This window comes from Anabaena sp. CCY 9613 (assembly GCF_963920895.1).
Classification (GTDB): Bacteria; Cyanobacteriota; Cyanobacteriia; order Cyanobacteriales; family Nostocaceae; genus Cyanocohniella.
Genome location: NZ_CAWUDE010000004.1, coordinates 1 through 20,314, shown reverse-complemented (window position 1 = coordinate 20,314; position 20,314 = coordinate 1). Strand labels below are relative to the sequence as shown.

Here is a 20,314-nt window from a genome sequence, read left to right as displayed (position 1 = left end):
GACTTTTATAACCCTTAGACCTGTTAATACAGGATGGAATACAGTAAAAATCATCCTCAAGACTGATCACAAAAATACAGAATAGTCGTTATCAATTTATTGGCTAAAAAAGCTGAGTGTTCTGTTTCTCATATTTATGCGTCGCCAAATAGCCTATGTTTTAATTTTGCTGTTTTCGCTGATTATTGTGATACTTTGGTGGCCCATAAACGATGCCGATTGCAACTCAAAAGCGTTTTTGGCATCAAAAACCCCAAAATTTTCTATCCAAGCGAGTCAAATTGTAGTGCAGCCGTGGCATGGAGAACACCAGGTATATGGAATCTTTATGGTTCCCAATGAATACAAGCGATCGCCCTTTTTTGTTTTATCAGTCAAAGGTATTGGTAGTCACTGTTCTAGACCATTTGGCTACAACCAAAACTATGATGATGTGGTTGCTAAACCTGGAACTCATTTAATCAGGTACTACATGAGAAGTCGTATTGCTTTACGCGGCATACTTCAGGGTTTGTACTTGCAGATAAATAATCCCCAAAACTGGACACTGACCTATCCGTTAATTAACCTCAACCAAGTCAGTGGGAATTTCATTATGTAACAACGTATTAGTAGCATTGATAACAACCTGCGCCGCACCTGTAAAAAATGATTTCTCAATATTGGCTGGGAGATCACTTGGTAGGTGGTAGTGGGGAGTACGGAGATTAGCGGTATCTGTTACCAGCACAGCACCCACACCCTGATACCAAAATGGTGCATGGTCACTACGTAGGGTATCAGGTGTCGGCAATCCTTTCAGGGGAATAGGTAACCGCAGCACTGATGGGACATGAGGTTGATCAGATTGTTGAAAGGCGTTCAGCAAAGACAAATGTTCTGTATCTCCAACCGCTACCAAAAAGTCGCCTTTATCGCTGGGTGGGTTCACAGGTAAACCCGCCGGATACCGCTGACAACCCGCTGTGTAGCAGGCATAACCCACCATATCCATGACAATGACACCGCTAAGGTTTTGCAGGCGTTGTGTCTGGGTAACGAAGGCTTTACTACCTAACAGTCCCGTTTCTTCCTGGTCAAAAAAAGCTAACTGCAAAGTCCGTGGTGACGGTTTTGAACCCAGAATTCGGGCAACCTCCAACACCACCGCCACACCACTAGCATTATCATCAGCACCAGGGGAAGCGTTCACAGTGTCGTAATGTGCAGCTACAAGAATTGCACCAGCTGCTTGATTAGTCCCCAAGCGTTCAGCAAAAATATTCACACCGGCGGAAAACTCTTCTAACTTTGGTTCCCAGCCTAACTTTCTCAATTCAGTTGTAATATAACTGCGAGTACGCGATCGCTCTGTTGGTGAGTAGCGCTGAAAATCTAAATTTTGAATGTGTTGGAAAAGCTTGTCAGTCGATACCGCCGGGCCAAATTTCACTGACTGTAACTTTGGTTGTGGTTGTGGCTGTTCTACAGGTATCTCAACTACTTTTGAACTAGAAGACTGCTGCCAAAATGCTCTAATAACAGTATCTCTACTACCCACGACCATCACCACCACCAGCACCAACAGCCAAATCCATTTTTTCATGTAAATGTATCCTCTGCATACCCACGGCATTCAAAAAACTGTATTTAGAATAACGCGGCTAAGTTTGACAACTCGTCTGTTGACACAGGCAAAAACTTAAGGTAAATTTCCGCACTAGAAACGTGCCTCAGGAATTTATTAGAATGTTAGATTTGTCGCTAATTACCATCTTGGGGTTCCTGGGCAGTTTTGGACATTGCTTTGGCATGTGTGGCCCCCTGACAGTGGCGTTTTCCCTGTCACATCAGCAAAAAAAACCAGAAACATCACCCTTAAAGATTTCCTCTACCTGGCAACAGCAGTTAAAATTTCATATTCTCCTGAATTTAGGGCGGATGTTGAGCTATGCCCTAGTTGGTGCTGGCATCGGGGCCATAGGTTCAGTATTACTACAAGGTGGGCAGTTTGCGGGTGTAGGTAGCGATTTCCGCCGGGGGATGGCAATTGTCACAGGCGTTATGCTGATTTGGTTTGGCTTAGGGCAAGTAACACCAGAACTACTACCACGGATTCCCTTATTACATCCCATACTCAAAGGTAATTTACACGATCGCCTGAGTGCAGCGATGGTGAAACTTTCCTTTCAAAACCGCTGGTGGACACCTTTGCTTTTAGGCATGACTTGGGGTTTAATGCCCTGTGGTTTTTTATATGCTGCCCAAATTAAAGCCGCAGAAACTGGTAATTTATGGATGGGTACAGCCACCATGCTGGCTTTTGGACTAGGAACCCTACCCACCATGTTAGGTGTGGGTGTCTCCTCCGCCTTAGTTAGTAAAGATAGGCGCAGTCAATTATTTCGCTTAGGTGGTTGGGTAACACTGACCATTGGCATACTTACCCTATTGCGAACTGGTGACACAATGGTAGATTACAGCGGACATGCTGCCTTAATCTGCTTAATATTGGCACTGATTGCCCGTCCTCTTAGCCGAATTTGGGCTTTTCCCCTACGTTACCGTCGTGCTTTGGGAGTGGGTGCTTTTGTCTTAGCAGTGGTTCACACCATCCACATGATCGAACATTCATTGCAGTGGCAATTCGCGGCTTTCTTCTTCCTCCCACCAGATTTTCAGTGGAGCATGGCTGCTGGTGCTGTAGCATTAGTATTAATCACCCCCGCAGCTCTCACAAGTTTTGAATCACTGCAAAAATCTTTGGGTAAACGCTGGCGACAGATTCATCTGTTGAGTGTGCCTGCTTTGCTATTGAGTGCCATTCATGCTGTGTTGATTGGTTCTCATTACCTGGGTTCCTTGCAATTAAGCTGGGGCAATCAATTAGCTACACTGCTGATGGGAATTATCATCCTCGGTGTTTTGTTAGTGCGTTCACGCTGGTTTTGGTCAAAGTTAGCTGTAGAAAAGTTTTATGTCCCTCCCACTAAACATAATTCGTAATATTTCCTATGGCTCTAAGCGCAGCTATGCCGTTAGGCTTTACGCCACGCTGCGCTATCGGAAATGCTGCGCGAACGTAATTCGTAATTCGTAATTTTTAATTATGAGACACTCTAAGAGGCTTGGCATCTATTGTTTATTATTTTTGAGTTGCTTAGTTATCTTAATAACTACGGCTCACCCCATTTCTGCTCATCAGGTGCAAATAGCAGCAGATGTCGGTGCTACTTTACACATTGAACCCAATGATAATCCCCGATCTGGGGAACCCACCCAAGCTTGGTTTGCTCTTACCCGTAAAGGTGGTCAGGCGATTCCATTAACACAGTGCGATTGTCAATTGGTTGTTTTTGCCCAACCCCATACACCAGGAGAGCCAGCTTTACTAGAGCCGTCTTTAGAACCTGTATCAGCTGAACGTTATCAAGGCATTCCCGGTGCAGAAATTACCTTCCCCAAGCCAGGAATTTATCAATTACAGCTAAGTGGTAAACCAGTCACCGGAGCAAATTTCAAACCGTTTCAATTCGAGTTTGATGTCACCGTAGCAGCAGGAACGACAAGCAGCTTTCCCAATGTCCCAGATGGCAATAATGCACCTGCACAACAAGACATAAATATCAGGTCAGGTTTGACCATGCCAGTACTAGCTGGAGCAATATTAATTACTTTGGGCATTGTATTATTTATTGTCCGAGGAACGAAGAAGAGGTAGGGAGTACAGGCTAGTACCGCTGCGCGGAAGTCAAAAGTCAAAAGTCGAAAAGCTTATTTTATAGGCTTTTCATTGATTTCAACTGGTCTGTTTATTTACGCCGACTTGTACTAGCCTCTAGCCTCTAGCCCCTAATATGCCGCCGTTGATGCCACTGCCAGGCATGAGTAACAATATCTTTAATGGATGGGTAATTGGGTTGCCAACCTAAAATTTTTCTGGCTTTTTCGCCACTACCAATGAGAGAGGGGGGGTCACCTGGGCGGCGATCGCACTCTTGAACTTGTATGGTGCGTCCAGTAACTTCTGCGGCGGCGGCTATTACTTCTCTGACGGAAAAGCCATTGCCATTACCTAAATTAAATACTTCGCTGTTGCCATCTTTTAATAAATATTCCAAGCCCAATACATGGGCATCTGCTAAGTCGTTTACATGAATGTAATCACGAATACAAGTACCATCAGGTGTAGGATAATCTGTGCCAAATATTGAGATAAATTCTCTTTTGCCTAAGGCTGTCAGCAGAATTAAAGGGATTAAGTGAGTTTCTGGTTGGTGGTCTTCGCCCAATAAGCCATCAGGATTGGCACCAGCAGCATTAAAGTAACGAAAACGGACTGATTTTAAACCGTAAGCCATATCAAAATCAGCCAGAATGCGCTCTACCATGAGCTTGGTAGCGCCATAAGGATTGATGGGGTTTTGGGGGTGGTTTTCGGGAATAGGTACAACTTCTGGTACTCCGTAGGTGGCACATGTGGAAGAAAAAACAAATTTCTTAATAGATGCCGCCAGCATGGCTTCTAGTAGCGTTAGGGTACCTACGACGTTGTTACGGTAGTATTTAGCAGGGTCAGTCACAGATTCACCTACGTAAGCGTATGCAGAAAAGTGCATCACGGCGGTAATATTACGGGTTTTAAATAAGTCATCTAGTAAAGGGCGATCGCCTGTATCTCCAACTACCAGTTCTACCTGTAAAACTTTTTCTACTAAGTCTTGATGTCCATAAACCAGATTATCGAGGATTATCACTTCATAACCTGCTTGCTTAAGAGCAAGTACAGTATGGGAGCCAATATATCCAGCGCCCCCCGTAACTAAAATGCTGGGCTTTCCAGAAGACATAGTTTTTCCTTTAGAGTTGACAACTACTCAATTAATTTAGTTTACTGGTGCCACATTACTCATCGAGAAAATTCAAAATAATAGACTCACTGGGAAAAAATTGCACTAAAATCACTACGACGGTAGTCTTTGGTATGGAACTAGAGGTATTTGCTCTCAAGTAACAGTAGGATTACAATTTGACGAGCAAATACATCGAATATCCCAAACCTCTAGGCTAACCCTTAAGGGTTCGGTAGTCGCTCATGAGGAAAACTAGTTACCTACGTTGGGCAATATGCCTCCCATTTTTCTGTCAAATACACGGTATGACTTTGCTTTCTCAGCAGCTGGCGCCCGCAAAAAATTGACGGAAAAGGCCTTGCTACATAGGACTAGACTCACAGCGCTGCCTCACCGCACCAGAAAATTAGAGAGTTAATCTATGTTTCTATTGCTAACTCGCGTACTTGTGTGGCTGCTGCTTGGCACTATCGTTTATTCTCTGTTCCAAAGATTTTATCCTTCCGGAACTTTTGTTGGACGATTAGTCTTAGTCATTGTTTTGGTTGTGATAGCTTTGTCGTTTATTAACCCTAACGAACCAGCTGTAGCATCCATGTGGAGAGTGATATCATTTCCGCTCAAACCACTAGGAGCCTCTATTTTGTTGATGATGTTTGCTGCTCAGAGGATTAAGGGAGGCGGGATAGAGCAACCAGGTGGTTATTTAATAGGTTGGGCGCTGACAATTTTACTGTTGTCCAGTACACCTGCGATCGCTTATTTTCTTGTCAGAATACCCATAGCAACGGTAGGTGATACCAACCTCGCATCTCAGGAAATTGTTCAGAATTATCGGCTGATGTCCTCTATCCGACCTGATAATTCTTCACCTGAGGCACTTGTGGCATTGGGGCCCGCAAATACCCCAATGATAATTTCCGATATTGTCGGAGATTCTATTTTCATGCAGGGAGGACAGGATCAGGCAACAATAGCATTCAACTCTTTGGGTGCAAAAGTTCCACCTTACCTGTTACAAACTCCTCCAACAGTAGGTGAACGGGGGTTGCGGATTGAAGACTTTGTACCCAATACAGAAACTCTGCAAATCACAACCCGGGTATGGGAAAGTTATCTCAACCAGATTTACTTTTTCTTGCGTGGCAACCAAACAACTAACTAAAACAGTAATTAAACAGGCCATAATGCTACGCTCTAGTGGCTGGCCTGATTTAAAATCTGCACAACTTAATTGCTTCAATGGCAGAATCTCGACGACTTGCTAAACTCGGTGCTTACCTTCGTCCCCATTGGCGGGAAGCGACATTAGGCATTATTGCTTTATTGTCTGTCAATGGATTAGGCGTTTATATACCCTGGTTAATTCGCTCGGCAGTTGACCAACTCTCAGCCAGCTTTAATTTCAACCAAATACTACGTTATGTAGTGCCAATCATTTTGCTCAGTTCGGCCATGTGGCTCATTCGCATGGCTTCACGCATCTGGCTGTTCGGAGTCGGTCGTCAGGTAGAATTTGACCTGAAACAACAGATTTTTGAACACTTACTAAAACTGGAACCATCTTATTTTGCTACTAATACAGCTGGGGATTTAATCAACCGGGCTACTAGCGATGTAGATAATATTCGGCGGTTGGTGGGCTTTGCTGTCTTGAGTTTGGCAAATACTGTGTTTGCCTACATACTCACCCTGCCAGTAATGCTCACAATTAGTGTGGATCTCACATTAGCTTCCTTGGCTGTGTATCCCTTTATGTTCTGGTTAGTACATTTGTTCAGCAATCGCTTACGGAAACAACAAGCTGTAGTCCAAGAAGAACTCTCCGATATCAGTGAACTGATTCAAGAGGATATTAGCGGCATTGCTCTGATCAAAATTTACGCCCAAGAAGAAAATGAGCGGCGAGCTTTTGCCCAGAAGAATCAGCAATTATTGGCAGCGAACCTACAACTGGCAAAAAGCCGCAATATACTGTTCCCATTAATTGGTGGTTTAGCTAATCTTAGTTCACTAGTAATTATCTGGCTCGGTGCAACACGCATCTCCACTGGTACCCTGGCTGTAGGAGACTTTTTAGCACTACTGATTTATGTAGAACGACTGGTTTTCCCCACTGCCTTATTAGGATTTACTATTACCGCTTACCAACGCGGTGAAGTGAGTATTGACCGTCTGGAGTCTATTTTGGCTGTCACCCCGAAAATTCAAGATACAGAGGATACTGTACATTTACCCCTAGCTGAAGTTAAAGGGGAACTAACAGCTACAAATCTCAGCTTCTCTTACCCTAATGCCAATACTCCGGCGTTAGAAAATATCAACTTCACTATTTTTCCTGGGGAAACGGTGTCAATTGTGGGCGCAATTGGTTCTGGAAAGTCAACTTTGGCCAATGCATTACCACGGTTGTTGGATATTGAACCAGGGCAGTTATTTTTGGATGGTGTGGATATTACCACTATAGCTTTGGCAGATTTACGCAATGCGATCGCCTATGTGCCTCAAGATAGCTTTTTATTTAGCACCACAATTAAAAATAATATTCGTTACGGCGACCCAGTGAGCGAACAACAAGATGTTGAGTCTGTGGCCAAGCAAGCCCAAATTCATCCAGAAATTAGTCATTAAACCGTGATCTTTATCACTCACCAGTTATCCGCCGCCGCCGCAGCTGACCGCATTTTCGTCATGGATAAAGGAAAAATTGTCCAGACCGGCAATCACTTAGAACTTGTACAACAAGATGGTCTTTATAAAAATTTGTGGAGTCAGCATCAAGTAGAAGAACTACTGCATTAGTTGTTTGGGGACTGGGGACTGGGCAAAATAAAACCTCCCTTACTGTTTAGATGAGGGAGGTAAGAAGGCATAGATTGGTTACAATCAGCATTTAGAAAGCTCCAATGCGCCTAAAGATGACGTAGAGAGTTTTCCCAATCAACATTAAGTCATACAGTTGGTGCCAATTGTTTTGATATTGCAAATCTAAATCAACTATTTGTTCAAAATCTTTGACGTGAGAACGACCGTTAACCTGCCACTCACCAGTTATTCCCGGTTTGACATTTAAACGTTGCCAGTGCCTTTGAGTGTAGTTCATCACTTCATCTCCTGTAGGTGGACGAGTTCCCACTAAACTCATTTCCCCCATGAGGACATTCCAAAACTGAGGCAGTTCATCTAAACTCGTACTCCGCAAAAAACGTCCCACTTTCGTGACTCGAAAATCATTCTTGTTTTTAAAGATCAGACCTTCAGCTTCATTATTCACCAAAGATTTTAGTTGTTCCGCATCATGAACCATTGAGCGAAATTTTCGCATCAGAAAAGGACGTCCTTGCAGTCCATAACGTTCTTGGGTGAAGAAAATTGGCCCTGGACTATCAATCTTAATGGCGATCGCTATCGGTACAAAAACTATGGATAGGATTAACAGTCCTACCAAGCTCCCCATAATGTCCAAGCTACGTTTAAATTTAGATTGTACAGAGGAGTGAGGAGTGAAATGCAACTCCCACCCTGTATGAGTAGTACTTAGCAAAACGCTGTTTAAGTGTGTATGGTACATTTTCTAGCCGAATACTAAGGGACTAAAGTAGAATTACTTAGCGTTGACTTGACTATAAACTTTGCTTCATGAAAAACAACATATTTATCAATCATATTTACTTGATCTTTATATTTTTTCTGGGGATCGCCCAGTTTCATGAAGTTTAGATGAAGTATATAAATCTACCGTCAGGAAGATGGCTAATTATAAAGTTTATGTGTAGAACAATGCATACATCTGAGGATTGCCTGTCAAGTCAATTAGGCTCTATCACACATTTTTCCGGCTGACAACTTAAAGTCACCAGAGCCATCAAAATTTGGCTATCAAAAATGCCTCTATCTAGCGATAGAAGCACGAAGCAGCAAAATTACAAATAGTTGTTATCTAGATGTGACATACTCCAACACTGATGCAAGCATAGCGACACTAGATTAGGGGATGAAAAAGAAATGCTTTTATCTGGCATCGAAGTGAAAATTAGTCGCTTAGAATCCATTGTTGAGCAAATAGGGGAAGCTGTACTAACTACTAGTGAAACAATCGAACACCTTGCTGAAAGATTAGAAAATCTCAGTGTACAAATTGAAGCACAGGGAAAACAGGTACAGCAACAAGGGTATCAAATTTTTGCATTGTGTGATGCTGTACAAACCCTGGCTCAATCTCAGGATAATTCATTGCAAAGACTAACTCAGGTGACACAATCCCTAGATAGACTAACATTATTGATTCAACAATTAGATGACACTAGATAAAGTTGATACTTGCAATAACGAATCAAACCCTTAACTGAGTCACAGCGATATTACCGGAAAAACAGACATCAACATCACTGCCAGGAGTGCGATCGCGTTTGCTATACTCCCCGACATAATAGAAATCATCGCCGTCAATCCGATAATTAATCGGTAACGGTTTGGTACAAGGTTGGCAAAATATCACCTGAGGATCTGGTTCGCTTGGTTGTAAATGTGGTAAATTCACATTCCAGAAACTTCCCGGTTCTAAGGGACGTAGGAGTAAGTCAGCTAAAACTTTAGCAGTCCACTTAGTAGCTAGATCCCAATCGAAATTTTGTTTAGCTTTGCGGTAATGGGAAATGGCAATTCCCGGAATACCATGCATTGCGGCTTCTCGGACAGCTGCAACAGTACCGGAAATATAAGCATCTACTCCCAAATTGCCCCCTGCATTGATACCTGAAAGTACAAACTTGATATCTTGGCAAATTTGGCTAGTAGCAATTCTCACACAATCGGCGGGAGTGCCTGCGATCGCATATGCATATTCAGAACGCCGATCAAGCTGAATGGGGCGAGTTGTTGTAACTTGATGACCACAGCCAGATTGATGGTCTTTAGGCGCAGCAATAATCACATGTTTACCATTAATAGCCTGAAATAAAGCTTGAATACCAGGAGCATCAATACCGTCATCGTTAGTTAAAACTATGGTCATACGTTTGTTTATCAGGTAAAACATCCAAGATGTAGTTTTAGCGCAGATTAAAATCTGCGCTAAGGTAATAAAATTACAATATCGGCTAGATTTTGTTAGCTACTCAACGCCTTGAAAAATCTTTGTAAACTCTTGAACATATTGGGTTTTTTCGTGGGTGTAGCATCGCCGGTAGATTGTGGTTGTCCTTGCATGAGAATCACATCTAACTCATCGCCAGAGGGCTTTTTGGGTAATTCAGCAATTTTTTCATACTCGCCCTTAGTTTCCACCCATACTTCCCATAAGCCGGGATAGCAGCGAAATACGGCAGTTTCATCATCTACAGGACGTAGGTAGTAGCAAGATTCAATAGTACTAATAAAACGCTGGCGGGTTTGTCTGGCTGTATAACCAATACCCACAACCCCAGAATCTTCCAAACGAGGATTTAACATCACAAAAGGGCGATCGCCTATGGTTTCACATAGCTTTTCTACCTGGGGTACTTCTACAGATGTGGGGGCAATAAATAAGAAAATTTCATCTTCTGGCTGAATTTTAGACTGTAGTGAGGCAGCCCTACCTGTACCAATATCCAAAATTTTAAATGCTGCATCAGCCCAATCACGACCAGCTAAAGCCGCAGCACCAGCATCGGCAAAAAAAACCTTGAGGCGAGAATCATATTCTGCAAATGCTGGTAAAAATTGTTCCGCCACTGGCATCAACTTGAGTTCGGGGAACAGAAAATCAACTTGTAAACGAGTATAGCCATCTGCCAGGGCTGCTTGGGTGGCTATGCGAGATTGGGCGATCGCTTCTTCAAGACTCTTGGGAAGTTCAGACATAGTTTTGCATATGAATCTAGCATCTACATCCCATTGTTTCAGGATTAGTTCTGATTTAGCTAACAAGACGATCTTCCCCAGAAGAAATGATTCAGGACTTACGTAACCAACCACGTATTTTCGGGAAGCAATCTCAAAGCCTTGATTTTCGTAGCGAGTGCGTAAGTCCTATGGTTGTCCCATTGGCTTCCTGTAATGTGTAAAAAATAGTTTAAGAGGAAGAATAGCACCTGCGATCCTCTTCTTCCCCAAAAATCAGCATAATTTAACAGCCACAGCCATTATGATTACAGCCTTGGATGGTTTTATGTCCTTCAGCACAGCCTTCAGAGCAGTAGTATTTACCATCTTTATTAATAGCGTCCTCAATGGAAACTATACATAGACACTTCGTACAGGCACATTTCATTTGAGTTACAGTCGTCATCTCTAAATCTCCTAGAAACTACATGATGTATTTACTCTATCATATATGAACATATATTCATGTATTTTTAACAAAACTTAAACATCGCTTGTAAAAGAAGAGTTAAACCCAACCGCATGATTGTGAACTCGCTTGGCAAATTTAATGGGAGGGAAAAATGTTTATAAAAGTGCTTAAAGGAATGCTTATTTCAGTAAAAATACTGTCGAAAAGATGCAAAAGTAAAGAGTTTTAACACTGATAATTCATCTAAAAAATAGCCTAGAGACTATCTAGAAGCACAAGTATAATAAATTGTCATATTATCCCCATTCTCCTACGTAACTCGGAGTTAACTTTAGAAACTCTTCAAAGGTTTTCCAGCAAAAATTACCTGGCGAGAGTTAATTATTATCTAAATAATGAAACAAGAGTGCAACGCTCCCTATTATTCTTCGTGCAGCGAGTTGACAGTGCATGAGCTATTGCTTAAATCCTACATGTCCCAATCCAGAAAATGTGGCATATAGCCAAAGGTGTCAGTCTTGTGGCTCACGACTACTATTGCGCGATCGCTATCGAGTAGTCAAACCATTAGGTCAGGGTGGCTTCGGTGCCACATTTTTAGCTAACGATGAAGCCTTACCAGGAGAGCCAAGTTGTGTCATCAAGCAACTACGCCCTTCAGGAAATGCACCACATGTATTACAGATGGCGCGAGAACTGTTTGAGAGAGAAGCTAAAACCCTGGGTAAAATTGGCAATCATCCCCAAATACCGAGGTTACTAGACTATTTTGAAGAACAGGAACAATTTTATTTAGTTCAAGAATATATCAGTGGTGCGACACTGCAACAAGAGGTCAAACTGAATGGTGTCCTTAGCGAAGCAGGAGTCAAACAATTTTTAAGTGAAATTCTGCCGTTATTGCAATATATTCACGAGCAAAAAGTTATCCATCGTGATATCAAACCAGCCAACTTAATTCGCCGCACCCAAGATACCAGAATGGTACTCATCGACTTTGGTGCTGTGAAGAATCAAGTCACCCAAACTGCTGTCAGCCAATCGGAACAGACAGCTTTAACTGCATATGCCATAGGAACACCTGGTTTTGCACCCCCAGAACAAATGGCGATGCGTCCAGTTTACGCCAGTGATATCTACGCACTAGGAGTGACATGTATTTATTTACTGAGTGCTAAAACTCCTAAAGATTTGGATTACAATCCCAAAACAGGTGAGATCATGTGGGAGCATATGGTGCAAGCCAGTGACCACTTGACCAATGTCCTGCGGAAAATGTTAGACGTATCAGTACGCCATCGCTATCAGTCAGCAGAAGAAGTACTGAGAGCTTTAGAGATGGAACCATATCTGGAAAGTTTGGCTCAGGGTTTGCTAGTTAAATCTGAGACGGGAATTAAAGATTCAACATACAACAGTCGAGAAAATTCTGCTGTTTTATGCAATAACCCTTTAGCTACTTCTACTAGTGCAGGAGGAGTGGCGCAAGTAGCCGCCGCAATTCGTGCTAGAAGACGAGCCAAGACAGCAGAAGTTGGCGGTATCCGCCAGGTATCTTCGGTAGGCAAATCAACAATGTTGGCTAGTAGTCAAAGTAATGGTTCACGCCCTCAAAATTCTCAAGAGCGCAAATTAGATTCCCAGGGTTTATTAACAGCATATCTCAAGGGACGACGGGATTTTGCTCTACACAATTTAAATTGTCTCAACTTGCAAGGTGCTGACTTATCAGAAACAAATTTTCATTCCACTCAATTACAAAACACTAATCTCCAAGGAGCGAATCTTTACAATAGTGACTTTGGTAGAGCTAGTCTCACTCGAGCTAATCTTAGAGATGCTAATGTCAGCAAAGCCTACTTCAATCATGCTGATTTAGAAGGAGCAGATATGCGAGGTGCAGACCTTAGCCATGCCTATCTCAGTAATGCTAATCTGCGGGCCGCTAATCTATGTGGCGCTAATCTTACTGGTGCCAAGATTTCTGATGAACAGTTATCATTAGCAAAGACCAATTGGATGACAATACGCCCCAATGGTAAACGAGGCTTATTGTGATTGATAGTAAAGGTTTAAACTGAAGATTAAATACATCCTACTACTGGAAACATTCATACAGCAGATTTCGTAGCGGTGAGGTACACAATGGCGGGCAAGATGCCCACCCTACAAGATTTACAATATATTAAGTCTGTACCTCATTTACTTGCAAAGCGCTGTCAGTTAAGATTTTTGCATTGAGATATTGCTATGGAAATAGGTGCCGATTGCACTCCCACGGCTTGTCATGAAACTATAGCTTTTGCTAAATTTCATGAAAATCTGTGGGATTATTATTGCAATCAGCAGACCCTATTTAGACATTAACTTCATGAGTTTTTACTTATTTAGGATTTACCCACAAGGATTTATCCACAGTTCGAGAAGCGTCTCGTTGGCGTTAGCGTTGCGTAGCAATAGAGATAGGAAAGAGGGTTTAAGAGAGTTTTGCTTAAGTCCTGTTATTATATCTTTTGCACAATGGCGTTAAATTATTCTTAACGCTTAATATCTGTTAAAAACTTGAAATGATACCTTACAATTACAAACAAAGTGTCATAATAATTGTTTTATCAATAATATTTATGAGGCTATTAAATTAAGGAAAGCTGAGAGAAAATTTATAAATTTTTCAACTTTAATAGCTATCTACTTATCACAAGATAGCGGCAAATGAAAAGGTAATTATTACTGATATTAGCTGAAATAAAATATTTATGATAGAAATCAGTAAATCACATTTATTGGCAGCAAACGGTTCAGCTATGATGGCTGATTTGCAAGCAAAGGAACTCGAAAGGCGATTAAGTCTATATCAGCTATTTCTCAAACTTTATGAACACCATAGCGGGTTTTTAGATGAAATTCTGCGGTTAGAAAATTTATATCAGCCTTCGTTAACTAAGGTGAATTTGCATTATATACATGGCGTAGTAAATACTACTACTGTGTATGTGATGACTAACTTGTGTGATCATCAGACACAAACTTTGCAACAACCTCAGCAGATATGGACAGTAGGTCGCGATCGCAGCAGTGGTATTTGTTTGACAGATACATATTTATCTCGTCGTCATGGTGCTATTCAATACATTGAAAAGCAGGGTTTTTATTTAATAGACTTTAATAGTACTAACGGTTCCTTCGTCAATGGTGAACGCGTCTATCATCCAACCAAACTCAAAGATGGCGATCGCCTGCGTCTAGGTAGTATAACTTGTGATTTTTTCTTGAATCAGAGTAGCCGAGTTCTACCAAGTGTGGCCATGGAATTACTGATGCAACTTGTACCGCGCACTCCCAGTAGTCAAGATAATATTCAAGACACAGAAAAATACAGGATTGAAAAGCCAATTAGTGCGAGCTTAATAGAAAATTTAGAACACTGGCATAGTGGCTTAAGTGCAGAGCAACAATCGGAAATTTTAGACCGCTTTTTTAGTAGATATACATCCAATAAACCAATACAGTTAAGTTAAAAAAATGCCCCATATTGGGGCATTTGCTTTTTACTAATTACTAAAAATGAGATAAATGCTATTCTTCTGCATCTAAATCAACATCATCGTCGTCTTCTTCTTCCTCATTGGCCTTAGCCACAGAGTTAGCAGAAACAACAGCCCCCATATCTAGCTTTTGACGCACTAATTCCTTAATTTGTTCAGCAAATTCGGGCTTTTCTTCTAGATACTTGATGGCGTTATCTCTACCTTGAGAGATATTATCACCGTTGTAACTGTACCAAGCTCCTTTGCGAACAATTACGTTGGTTTCTTCTGCTAAGTCAACAATGCAACCTAAGGTAGAAATTCCCTTACCAAAAATAATGTCAAATTCCGCGATTCTAAATGGCGGTGCAACTTTATTTTTGGCAACTTTGACTTTCACACGGTTACCAAATTCATCAGTGCCTTTTTTCAAGGTTTGAATCCGACGAATATCCAAGCGCACTGAAGCATAAAACTTCAATGCGTTACCACCAGTTGTGGTTTCTGGACTACCGTAAGTAACACCAATTTTTTGTCTCAATTGGTTGATGAAAATGACTGTGCAACCAGATTTACCTATGTTACCAGTAATTTTACGTAAGGCTTGACTCATCAACCGGGCTTGCAGACCAACGTGAATATCACCCATATCACCTTCAATTTCGGCCCGGGGAACCAGTGCTGCTACAGAGTCAATGACAACAATGTCAACAGCAGCAGACCGAACCAGCTGATCGACAATTTCCAAAGCTGCTTCCCCGGTATCAGGTTGGGAAACTAACAAATTTTCAATATCTACACCCAAAGCGGCGGCGTAGGTGGGGTCAAGGGCGTGTTCAGCATCGACAAACGCTGCGATGCCTCCTTCTCTTTGCACCTCAGCGATCGCATGTAATGCGACTGTGGTCTTACCAGAACTTTCTGGCCCATAAATTTCAATTACTCGTCCTTTGGGTAAACCTCCACCCAATGCCAGATCCAAGGTGAGCGCCCCAGAGGAAATTGTCTCTACTCGCATCCGGGTAGCATCACCCAGGCGCATGATTGCTCCCTTACCGAAGCTGCGCTCAATCTGGTTGAGTACTATATTTAATGCCTTTTGCTTGCCAGAAGTATCGGTGTTGGTAGCCATTATTGCCTCTAAAATATACGGATTATATGGATTTGGTAGAGTGTTGGGCTGGAAGTCTGAGTAGAACAGATATACTATTTTAACTAGAAAATTCTCTGATGGGACTTTTCAAATGAAAAAGGATAGGTGACAAGATCCTAACCCAATCCCTAGCAGATGTGGATAGTTCTGCACAATCTAGTGATTCCCCGCCGACTTTGTGAAGGCGACACTTCCAACTAGCCTGTTACTACAAACATTGATTCACAGCAATTGCATATTCTCAAGGTTGTTTGTTATTTTTGTAACTATCAACCGCTGCTCTGAGATTACCTTGATGTTCTGTGAGCAATTGATGACCTGCATCTTTTTCTAACCCAGTCCAGTGCATCAATAACGCTAGTTTCACCCACTTACCACTACGTTCTAATAAAAAACCCGCAGCTTCACGACTTAAACCTGTGAGGTCTTGCAACATCCGCAGAGCGCGATCGCGTAACTTTTGATTAGTCACGGCGACATCTACCATGCGGTTACCATAAACTTTACCTAGCTTGACCATCACCCCAGTAGAAAGGATATTTAAAGCTAGTTTTGTAGCTGTACCAGCTTTCAAGCGAGTGGAGCCGGCGAGAATTTCGGGCCCAGTTAGTAAACGAATATCCACATCAGCCTCAAAGCTAACTTGTGACGCAGGCACACAAGCAATAAAAATAGTACTAGCTCCCCGTTGACGAGCGGCATTGAGCGCACCATGTACAAAAGGCGTTGTCCCGCCTGCGGTAATTCCCACAACTACATCTAATTGGGTAACATGTCGTTGAGCGATCGCCGCTTCACCATCTTCACTCCGGTCTTCTAAATCTTCAGAACTGCGTACTAATGCACCCGCACCCCCAGCGATAATTCCCTGTACCAACTCTGGTGGTGTACAAAAAGTCGGTGGACATTCAGCCGCGTCTAACACCCCTAACCTACCACTTGTCCCCGCACCCACATAAAATAAACGTCCTCCCTGGCGCAAACGCTCTGCTGCACAATCAATAGCTGCTGCTAACTGGATTTTTGCCGCCGCCACAGCCGCCACGGCTTTTTGGTCTTCACTATTAAATAAATCCACCAACTCTACAGAATTAAGCTGGTCTAAATTCAGACTATGAGGATTTACCTGCTCGGTTAAAAGATAGCCACGTTCCTGCAAATTTTGCATTGTCTACATCCGTTACATGGGTTTCAAAGGGACTAGGGACTGGGGAACTCGGGGCCCCCTCTGGGGATCAGGGGTAAAAGAGGTAAATGGGAACTAGTATGTTTTACTCAGCCGCCTTACTCAAAGCATTCAGCAATTTCAAGTCAGCTAATCATCAAGAACATCCCACAACCAAACTGGAAAACACTCTTCTCTAGCCTCTAGCCCCTAGCCCCTAGCCTCTATTTGTCAAATAGGTATCTGATTTTACAATAATCCTTCAAGTTTGCGCCGAATGTTTTCTAGCTCAGAATCAGACATTTCTGGCGCAGCTGGTGGCACTTGGTCAGAGCGGAAGCTATCATCTTCGGGAGCATCAACTTGCCAGTCAGTTTCATCCACATTCATTTCTGGCGGCAAAACTAAATCACTGTTTGTGGGGACAATTTCCCATTCATAACCAGCACTTACGCAAAACTCTTTAATTTCCTCCGCATCGAGCATTTCTACTGTGGGAGTTGGGAAATCTTGAGCTTCCAGCAACAAAGCAAAGCGCAGAGCATCGTCTTCTGACTCGAACATGAGAATTTTATTTTGATCGCCCACCCGAATCGAGTGAATCCCCTCATTTTCCGTATTGGCATTGAAAATTAACACAAAAACACGCATTGGTGTAATCATCTGTCCTTTTGTTTGGCAATTTATTTATATTAAAGTTTTAGTCTATTGAGATTTTGTACCACCACTAAATAATATTTGCCTCATCCTCCCCCAGAATGGAATTTTTTATTTGTCGGTCTCTTAACTAGAAAATAGTAGAAAATCGAACTCTGAGCCACTATTTCCCTAATCATTCAGTGAATCTAATATCCCAAAATATAAAATAGGTTTGTATCCTGGAATAAGCATCATGATGATATGTGCTAGTTATTGCTTGTAGTATGCCAGCTACACCCAGCGGAAAGGGAACCCACATGACTAAATCTCCTCAAAAAGAGCATCGATCAAATTTTTCCTCTGCCCGCAAACGGTTGTGGTTGGTGGTGTTGAATCGCGGTGGTATGGCCTTGGGCGGACTTTTGCTCTTGGGAATGATGGGTGGTGTTTGGCGGTTATGGACTTTTGTGCAAGAGGAATTAACGCCGTTAGCAGAAAGCGGTATTATTAACACCCTTAACCGCCCAGTCAACTTGGGACAAGTCACAGGCTTCTCTCTAACAGGAGTAAAGTTTGGGGCTTCAGACATTCCCGCCACAGCGACAGACCCAGACCGGGCAGTAGTTGATGCTGTAGAAGTGGGTTTTGACCCGTTGCAATTAATTTTTAGTCGTCGATTAAAGCTGGATGTAACCTTAGTTAACCCAGATATTTACATTGAACAAGATAATCAAGGAAGCTGGATTACTACTGAAATTGCCCCACCAGGTGAACCTGGACTAATTGAAACTGACCTAGATAAATTGCGGTTTCGTAACGGCAATCTGGTCTTGCTACCGCAAAGAGAAGATGTAGAAGCAAACGAAGTTACATCCCCCGTTGCCTTTTCGCAGCTAAATGGCACTGCTCAATTGTTAGAAGACAACAAACTAATTAAATTTGAGGTGGGTGGTGAAGCAGAAAGTGGCGGAAATATTGCAATTCAGGGAGAAGTACGTCCCCGGACATTAGCAAGCAACTTACAACTGCGATCGCAAAATTTACTTGCTTCTAAAATTACCCGCTTGATCAAGTTACCCTTCGACTTACAGGCAGGTAGAGTTAATGGCAACTTGCAGATTCAACTTACACCAGGACAGGAAACTTTATTATTTGGCAATGCTGACTTACAAGGGGTAACTTTGCAAGTTGCCAACGTACCCCAACCTTTGCTCAATACCCAAGGTAATATTCGCTTCCAAGGAACAGAGGTACAGCTAGATAATATTGCGACTAATTACGGACAAATTCCCTTAGTGGCTACAGGCATTATCGACACAAAAGCCGGCTTTAAGGTGGCAGGGCGAATTAATGCCGTGAGTGTGGCTAATGCTCAAGCAGCACTGAATATTAAGGCACCTGTACCCGTAACTGGGCAATTACAAGCTGATTTACAGCTGGTTGGCCCTGTGACGAAACCAGTGCTTTCAGGCACTGTTGCCACTATCAAAACTGCCCAAATTGATCAGCTTAATTTTAATAATATAACTAGTAAGTTTGAATTTGCTCCCGATGCTGATTTAATTACCTTGAGAGATATTCGCGGCCAAGCCGCAGTTGGGGGAGAAATCACGGGTGCGGGCAAAATTAATTTGGGGACAACCCCGCGACTAAATTTGAATTTTGCCGCCAAAAATATTCCTGGAGATGCGATCGCGAAAATTTACGAGACAACACCCCCGATTCAAATTGGCACTGTTTCCGCTACGGCTCAAGTGACTGGTGCTGCGGATAATGTGCAAACTGTGGTTAAATGGCAAGCCCCAGGGGCAACTTATCCTGGTACTGGTGAAACTATCATTGCCGCAGACCGTACCCTCGCGTTCCGTAATGTGGCGCTAAATGTTGGCGGTGGTACGGTGCGAGGATCGGGTACTTTTGCTAATCAACGTTGGCAAGCTGTAGCCCAAGCCTCTGGTATCGGCTTAGAACCTTTTGTAGACCAAAGTCAACTGCAAAATGTTTCTTTGGCAGGGGCGCAGTTCAATGGGCGTGTAATTGTGGAAGGAACCGCCGAACCATTTCAAGTGGCTAATATTCGCACTGAAGGGGCAGGTGTTAATATTGGTGGCGGCACAATTGCGGTTTCTAATGTTCAGTTGCGAGATCAAAGTTTTGCGGCTCAATTGGTAGCTAATAATGTCAGACTAGGGCGCATCTTGAGAGAAGCACCCCCAGCTTTGGCTGGCCCCTTGGCGGGGACATTTCAAATAGCAGGCAATACTGAAAATGTCAGCCTCAATACTTTACGTGGTACTGGTGAAGCACGGTTGAATGTAGCTGGTGGGACTGTCACAGCCAGAAATATCCAGTTGGCTGATGGTGTATATCAGGCACAAGTCCAGGCGAATAATGTGGCTGTGCAGCAGTTGGCAGCAGTACCGCCACAGTTTCAAGGTGCGTTGACTGGTCAGTTTAATGTGGCTGGGTCGGTGGAATCATTCAGTCCTGACGCTATCCAAGCTAGTGGTCAAGCACGGGTAAATGTGGGTAGAGGGACAATTACTGCCTCCGATATTCAAGTGGCGAATGGTCGTTATCAAGCGCAAGTCCAAGCCAATAATGTCCCTGTGCAACAGTTGGCAGCCGTACCACCACAATTTCAAGGTGCGTTGACTGGTCAATTAAATGTGGCTGGGTCGGTGGAATCATTCAGTCCTGACGCTATCCAAGCTAGTGGTC

17 protein-coding genes and 1 pseudogene are annotated in these 20,314 nt (G+C 42.8%); 9 read left to right on the top strand and 9 right to left on the bottom strand.

Features of this window, described 5'->3' with window-relative positions; translation table 11 throughout:
• The first annotated feature begins 136 nt into the window (after window positions 1-136).
• Window positions 137-601: a hypothetical protein gene (locus ACM0OT_RS05665; RefSeq protein WP_414563440.1), complete on the top strand. Its 465-nt coding sequence runs from the start codon at window positions 137-139 to the stop codon at window positions 599-601.
• Here the strand turns inward: ACM0OT_RS05665 and ACM0OT_RS05660 are convergent.
• A complete protein-coding gene (locus ACM0OT_RS05660; protein ID WP_414563439.1) occupies window positions 560-1,585 on the bottom strand; it encodes a M20/M25/M40 family metallo-hydrolase in 1,026 nt (341 codons plus the stop codon). The genes ACM0OT_RS05665 and ACM0OT_RS05660 overlap by 42 nt on opposite strands.
• Before the next feature lie 143 nt (window positions 1,586-1,728).
• Here ACM0OT_RS05660 and ACM0OT_RS05655 point away from each other — a divergent pair, with 143 nt between their 5' ends.
• The gene (locus ACM0OT_RS05655) at window positions 1,729-2,985 is read left to right on the top strand and encodes a sulfite exporter TauE/SafE family protein (RefSeq protein WP_414563438.1); all 1,257 of its coding nucleotides are present in this window, start codon (window positions 1,729-1,731) and stop codon (window positions 2,983-2,985) included.
• 103 nt (window positions 2,986-3,088) lie between these two features.
• Window positions 3,089-3,700, top strand: coding sequence for a hypothetical protein (locus tag ACM0OT_RS05650; RefSeq protein ID WP_414563437.1), 612 nt, complete (start codon window positions 3,089-3,091; stop codon window positions 3,698-3,700).
• 124 nt (window positions 3,701-3,824) lie between these two features.
• Here the strand turns inward: ACM0OT_RS05650 and galE are convergent, their stop codons facing one another.
• On the bottom strand, window positions 3,825-4,829 hold the full coding sequence (galE, locus tag ACM0OT_RS05645) for a UDP-glucose 4-epimerase GalE (protein WP_414563436.1): 1,005 nt from the start codon (window positions 4,827-4,829) through the stop codon (window positions 3,825-3,827).
• A gap of 424 nt (window positions 4,830-5,253) precedes the next feature.
• Between galE and ACM0OT_RS05640 the strand changes: the two genes are divergently transcribed.
• Together ACM0OT_RS05640 and ACM0OT_RS05635 are read left to right on the top strand one after the other, a co-directional pair.
• Window positions 5,254-5,997 carry a hypothetical protein gene (locus ACM0OT_RS05640; RefSeq protein ID WP_414563435.1) on the top strand — a complete coding sequence of 248 codons (744 nt, stop codon included), beginning with the start codon at window positions 5,254-5,256 and terminating at the stop codon, window positions 5,995-5,997.
• A gap of 77 nt (window positions 5,998-6,074) precedes the next feature.
• A pseudogene (locus ACM0OT_RS05635) lies at window positions 6,075-7,634 on the top strand (ABC transporter ATP-binding protein).
• A gap of 91 nt (window positions 7,635-7,725) precedes the next feature.
• Here the strand turns inward: ACM0OT_RS05635 and ACM0OT_RS05630 are convergent.
• Complete coding sequence (locus ACM0OT_RS05630) at window positions 7,726-8,403, bottom strand: sugar transferase (RefSeq protein ID WP_414563434.1); 678 nt, start codon at window positions 8,401-8,403, stop codon at window positions 7,726-7,728.
• A gap of 434 nt (window positions 8,404-8,837) precedes the next feature.
• Between ACM0OT_RS05630 and ACM0OT_RS05625 the strand changes: the two genes are divergently transcribed.
• Complete coding sequence (locus ACM0OT_RS05625; RefSeq protein ID WP_414563433.1) at window positions 8,838-9,143, top strand: hypothetical protein; 306 nt, start codon at window positions 8,838-8,840, stop codon at window positions 9,141-9,143.
• 22 nt (window positions 9,144-9,165) lie between these two features.
• Here the strand turns inward: ACM0OT_RS05625 and surE are convergent, their stop codons facing one another.
• The 3 genes from surE to ACM0OT_RS05610 all read right to left on the bottom strand — a co-directional run bounded on the left by surE (window position 9,166) and on the right by ACM0OT_RS05610 (window position 11,103).
• Window positions 9,166-9,846 (bottom strand): 5'/3'-nucleotidase SurE, encoded by a 681-nt coding sequence (surE, locus tag ACM0OT_RS05620; protein WP_414563432.1) that lies wholly within the window; start codon window positions 9,844-9,846, stop codon window positions 9,166-9,168.
• A gap of 95 nt (window positions 9,847-9,941) precedes the next feature.
• Window positions 9,942-10,676, bottom strand: a complete 735-nt coding sequence (locus tag ACM0OT_RS05615) for a DUF1995 family protein (protein ID WP_414563431.1) — start codon at window positions 10,674-10,676, stop codon at window positions 9,942-9,944.
• Between the two features lie 265 nt (window positions 10,677-10,941).
• Window positions 10,942-11,103, bottom strand: coding sequence for a metallothionein (locus tag ACM0OT_RS05610; protein WP_414563430.1), 162 nt, complete (start codon window positions 11,101-11,103; stop codon window positions 10,942-10,944).
• 456 nt (window positions 11,104-11,559) lie between these two features.
• Between ACM0OT_RS05610 and ACM0OT_RS05605 the strand changes: the two genes are divergently transcribed.
• Both ACM0OT_RS05605 and ACM0OT_RS05600 read left to right on the top strand, forming a co-directional pair.
• The gene (locus tag ACM0OT_RS05605) at window positions 11,560-13,167 is read left to right on the top strand and encodes a protein kinase domain-containing protein (RefSeq protein ID WP_414563429.1); all 1,608 of its coding nucleotides are present in this window, start codon (window positions 11,560-11,562) and stop codon (window positions 13,165-13,167) included.
• Window positions 13,168-13,865: 698 nt separating this feature from the next.
• Complete coding sequence (locus ACM0OT_RS05600) at window positions 13,866-14,627, top strand: FHA domain-containing protein (protein WP_414563428.1); 762 nt, start codon at window positions 13,866-13,868, stop codon at window positions 14,625-14,627.
• A gap of 58 nt (window positions 14,628-14,685) precedes the next feature.
• Here ACM0OT_RS05600 and recA read toward each other — a convergent pair whose 3' ends face one another.
• The 3 genes from recA to ACM0OT_RS05585 form a co-directional block, all read right to left on the bottom strand.
• Window positions 14,686-15,768 (bottom strand): recombinase RecA, encoded by a 1,083-nt coding sequence (gene recA / locus ACM0OT_RS05595; RefSeq protein ID WP_414541959.1) that lies wholly within the window; start codon window positions 15,766-15,768, stop codon window positions 14,686-14,688.
• A gap of 262 nt (window positions 15,769-16,030) precedes the next feature.
• Complete coding sequence (gene murQ / locus ACM0OT_RS05590; protein WP_414563427.1) at window positions 16,031-16,957, bottom strand: N-acetylmuramic acid 6-phosphate etherase; 927 nt, start codon at window positions 16,955-16,957, stop codon at window positions 16,031-16,033.
• A gap of 246 nt (window positions 16,958-17,203) precedes the next feature.
• The gene (locus ACM0OT_RS05585) at window positions 17,204-17,617 is read right to left on the bottom strand and encodes a DUF3110 domain-containing protein (RefSeq protein WP_414541957.1); all 414 of its coding nucleotides are present in this window, start codon (window positions 17,615-17,617) and stop codon (window positions 17,204-17,206) included.
• A gap of 293 nt (window positions 17,618-17,910) precedes the next feature.
• Here ACM0OT_RS05585 and ACM0OT_RS05580 point away from each other — a divergent pair.
• Window positions 17,911-20,314 (top strand): DUF748 domain-containing protein (locus tag ACM0OT_RS05580; RefSeq protein ID WP_414563426.1); only part of this gene is annotated, 2,404 nt, incomplete at its 3' end.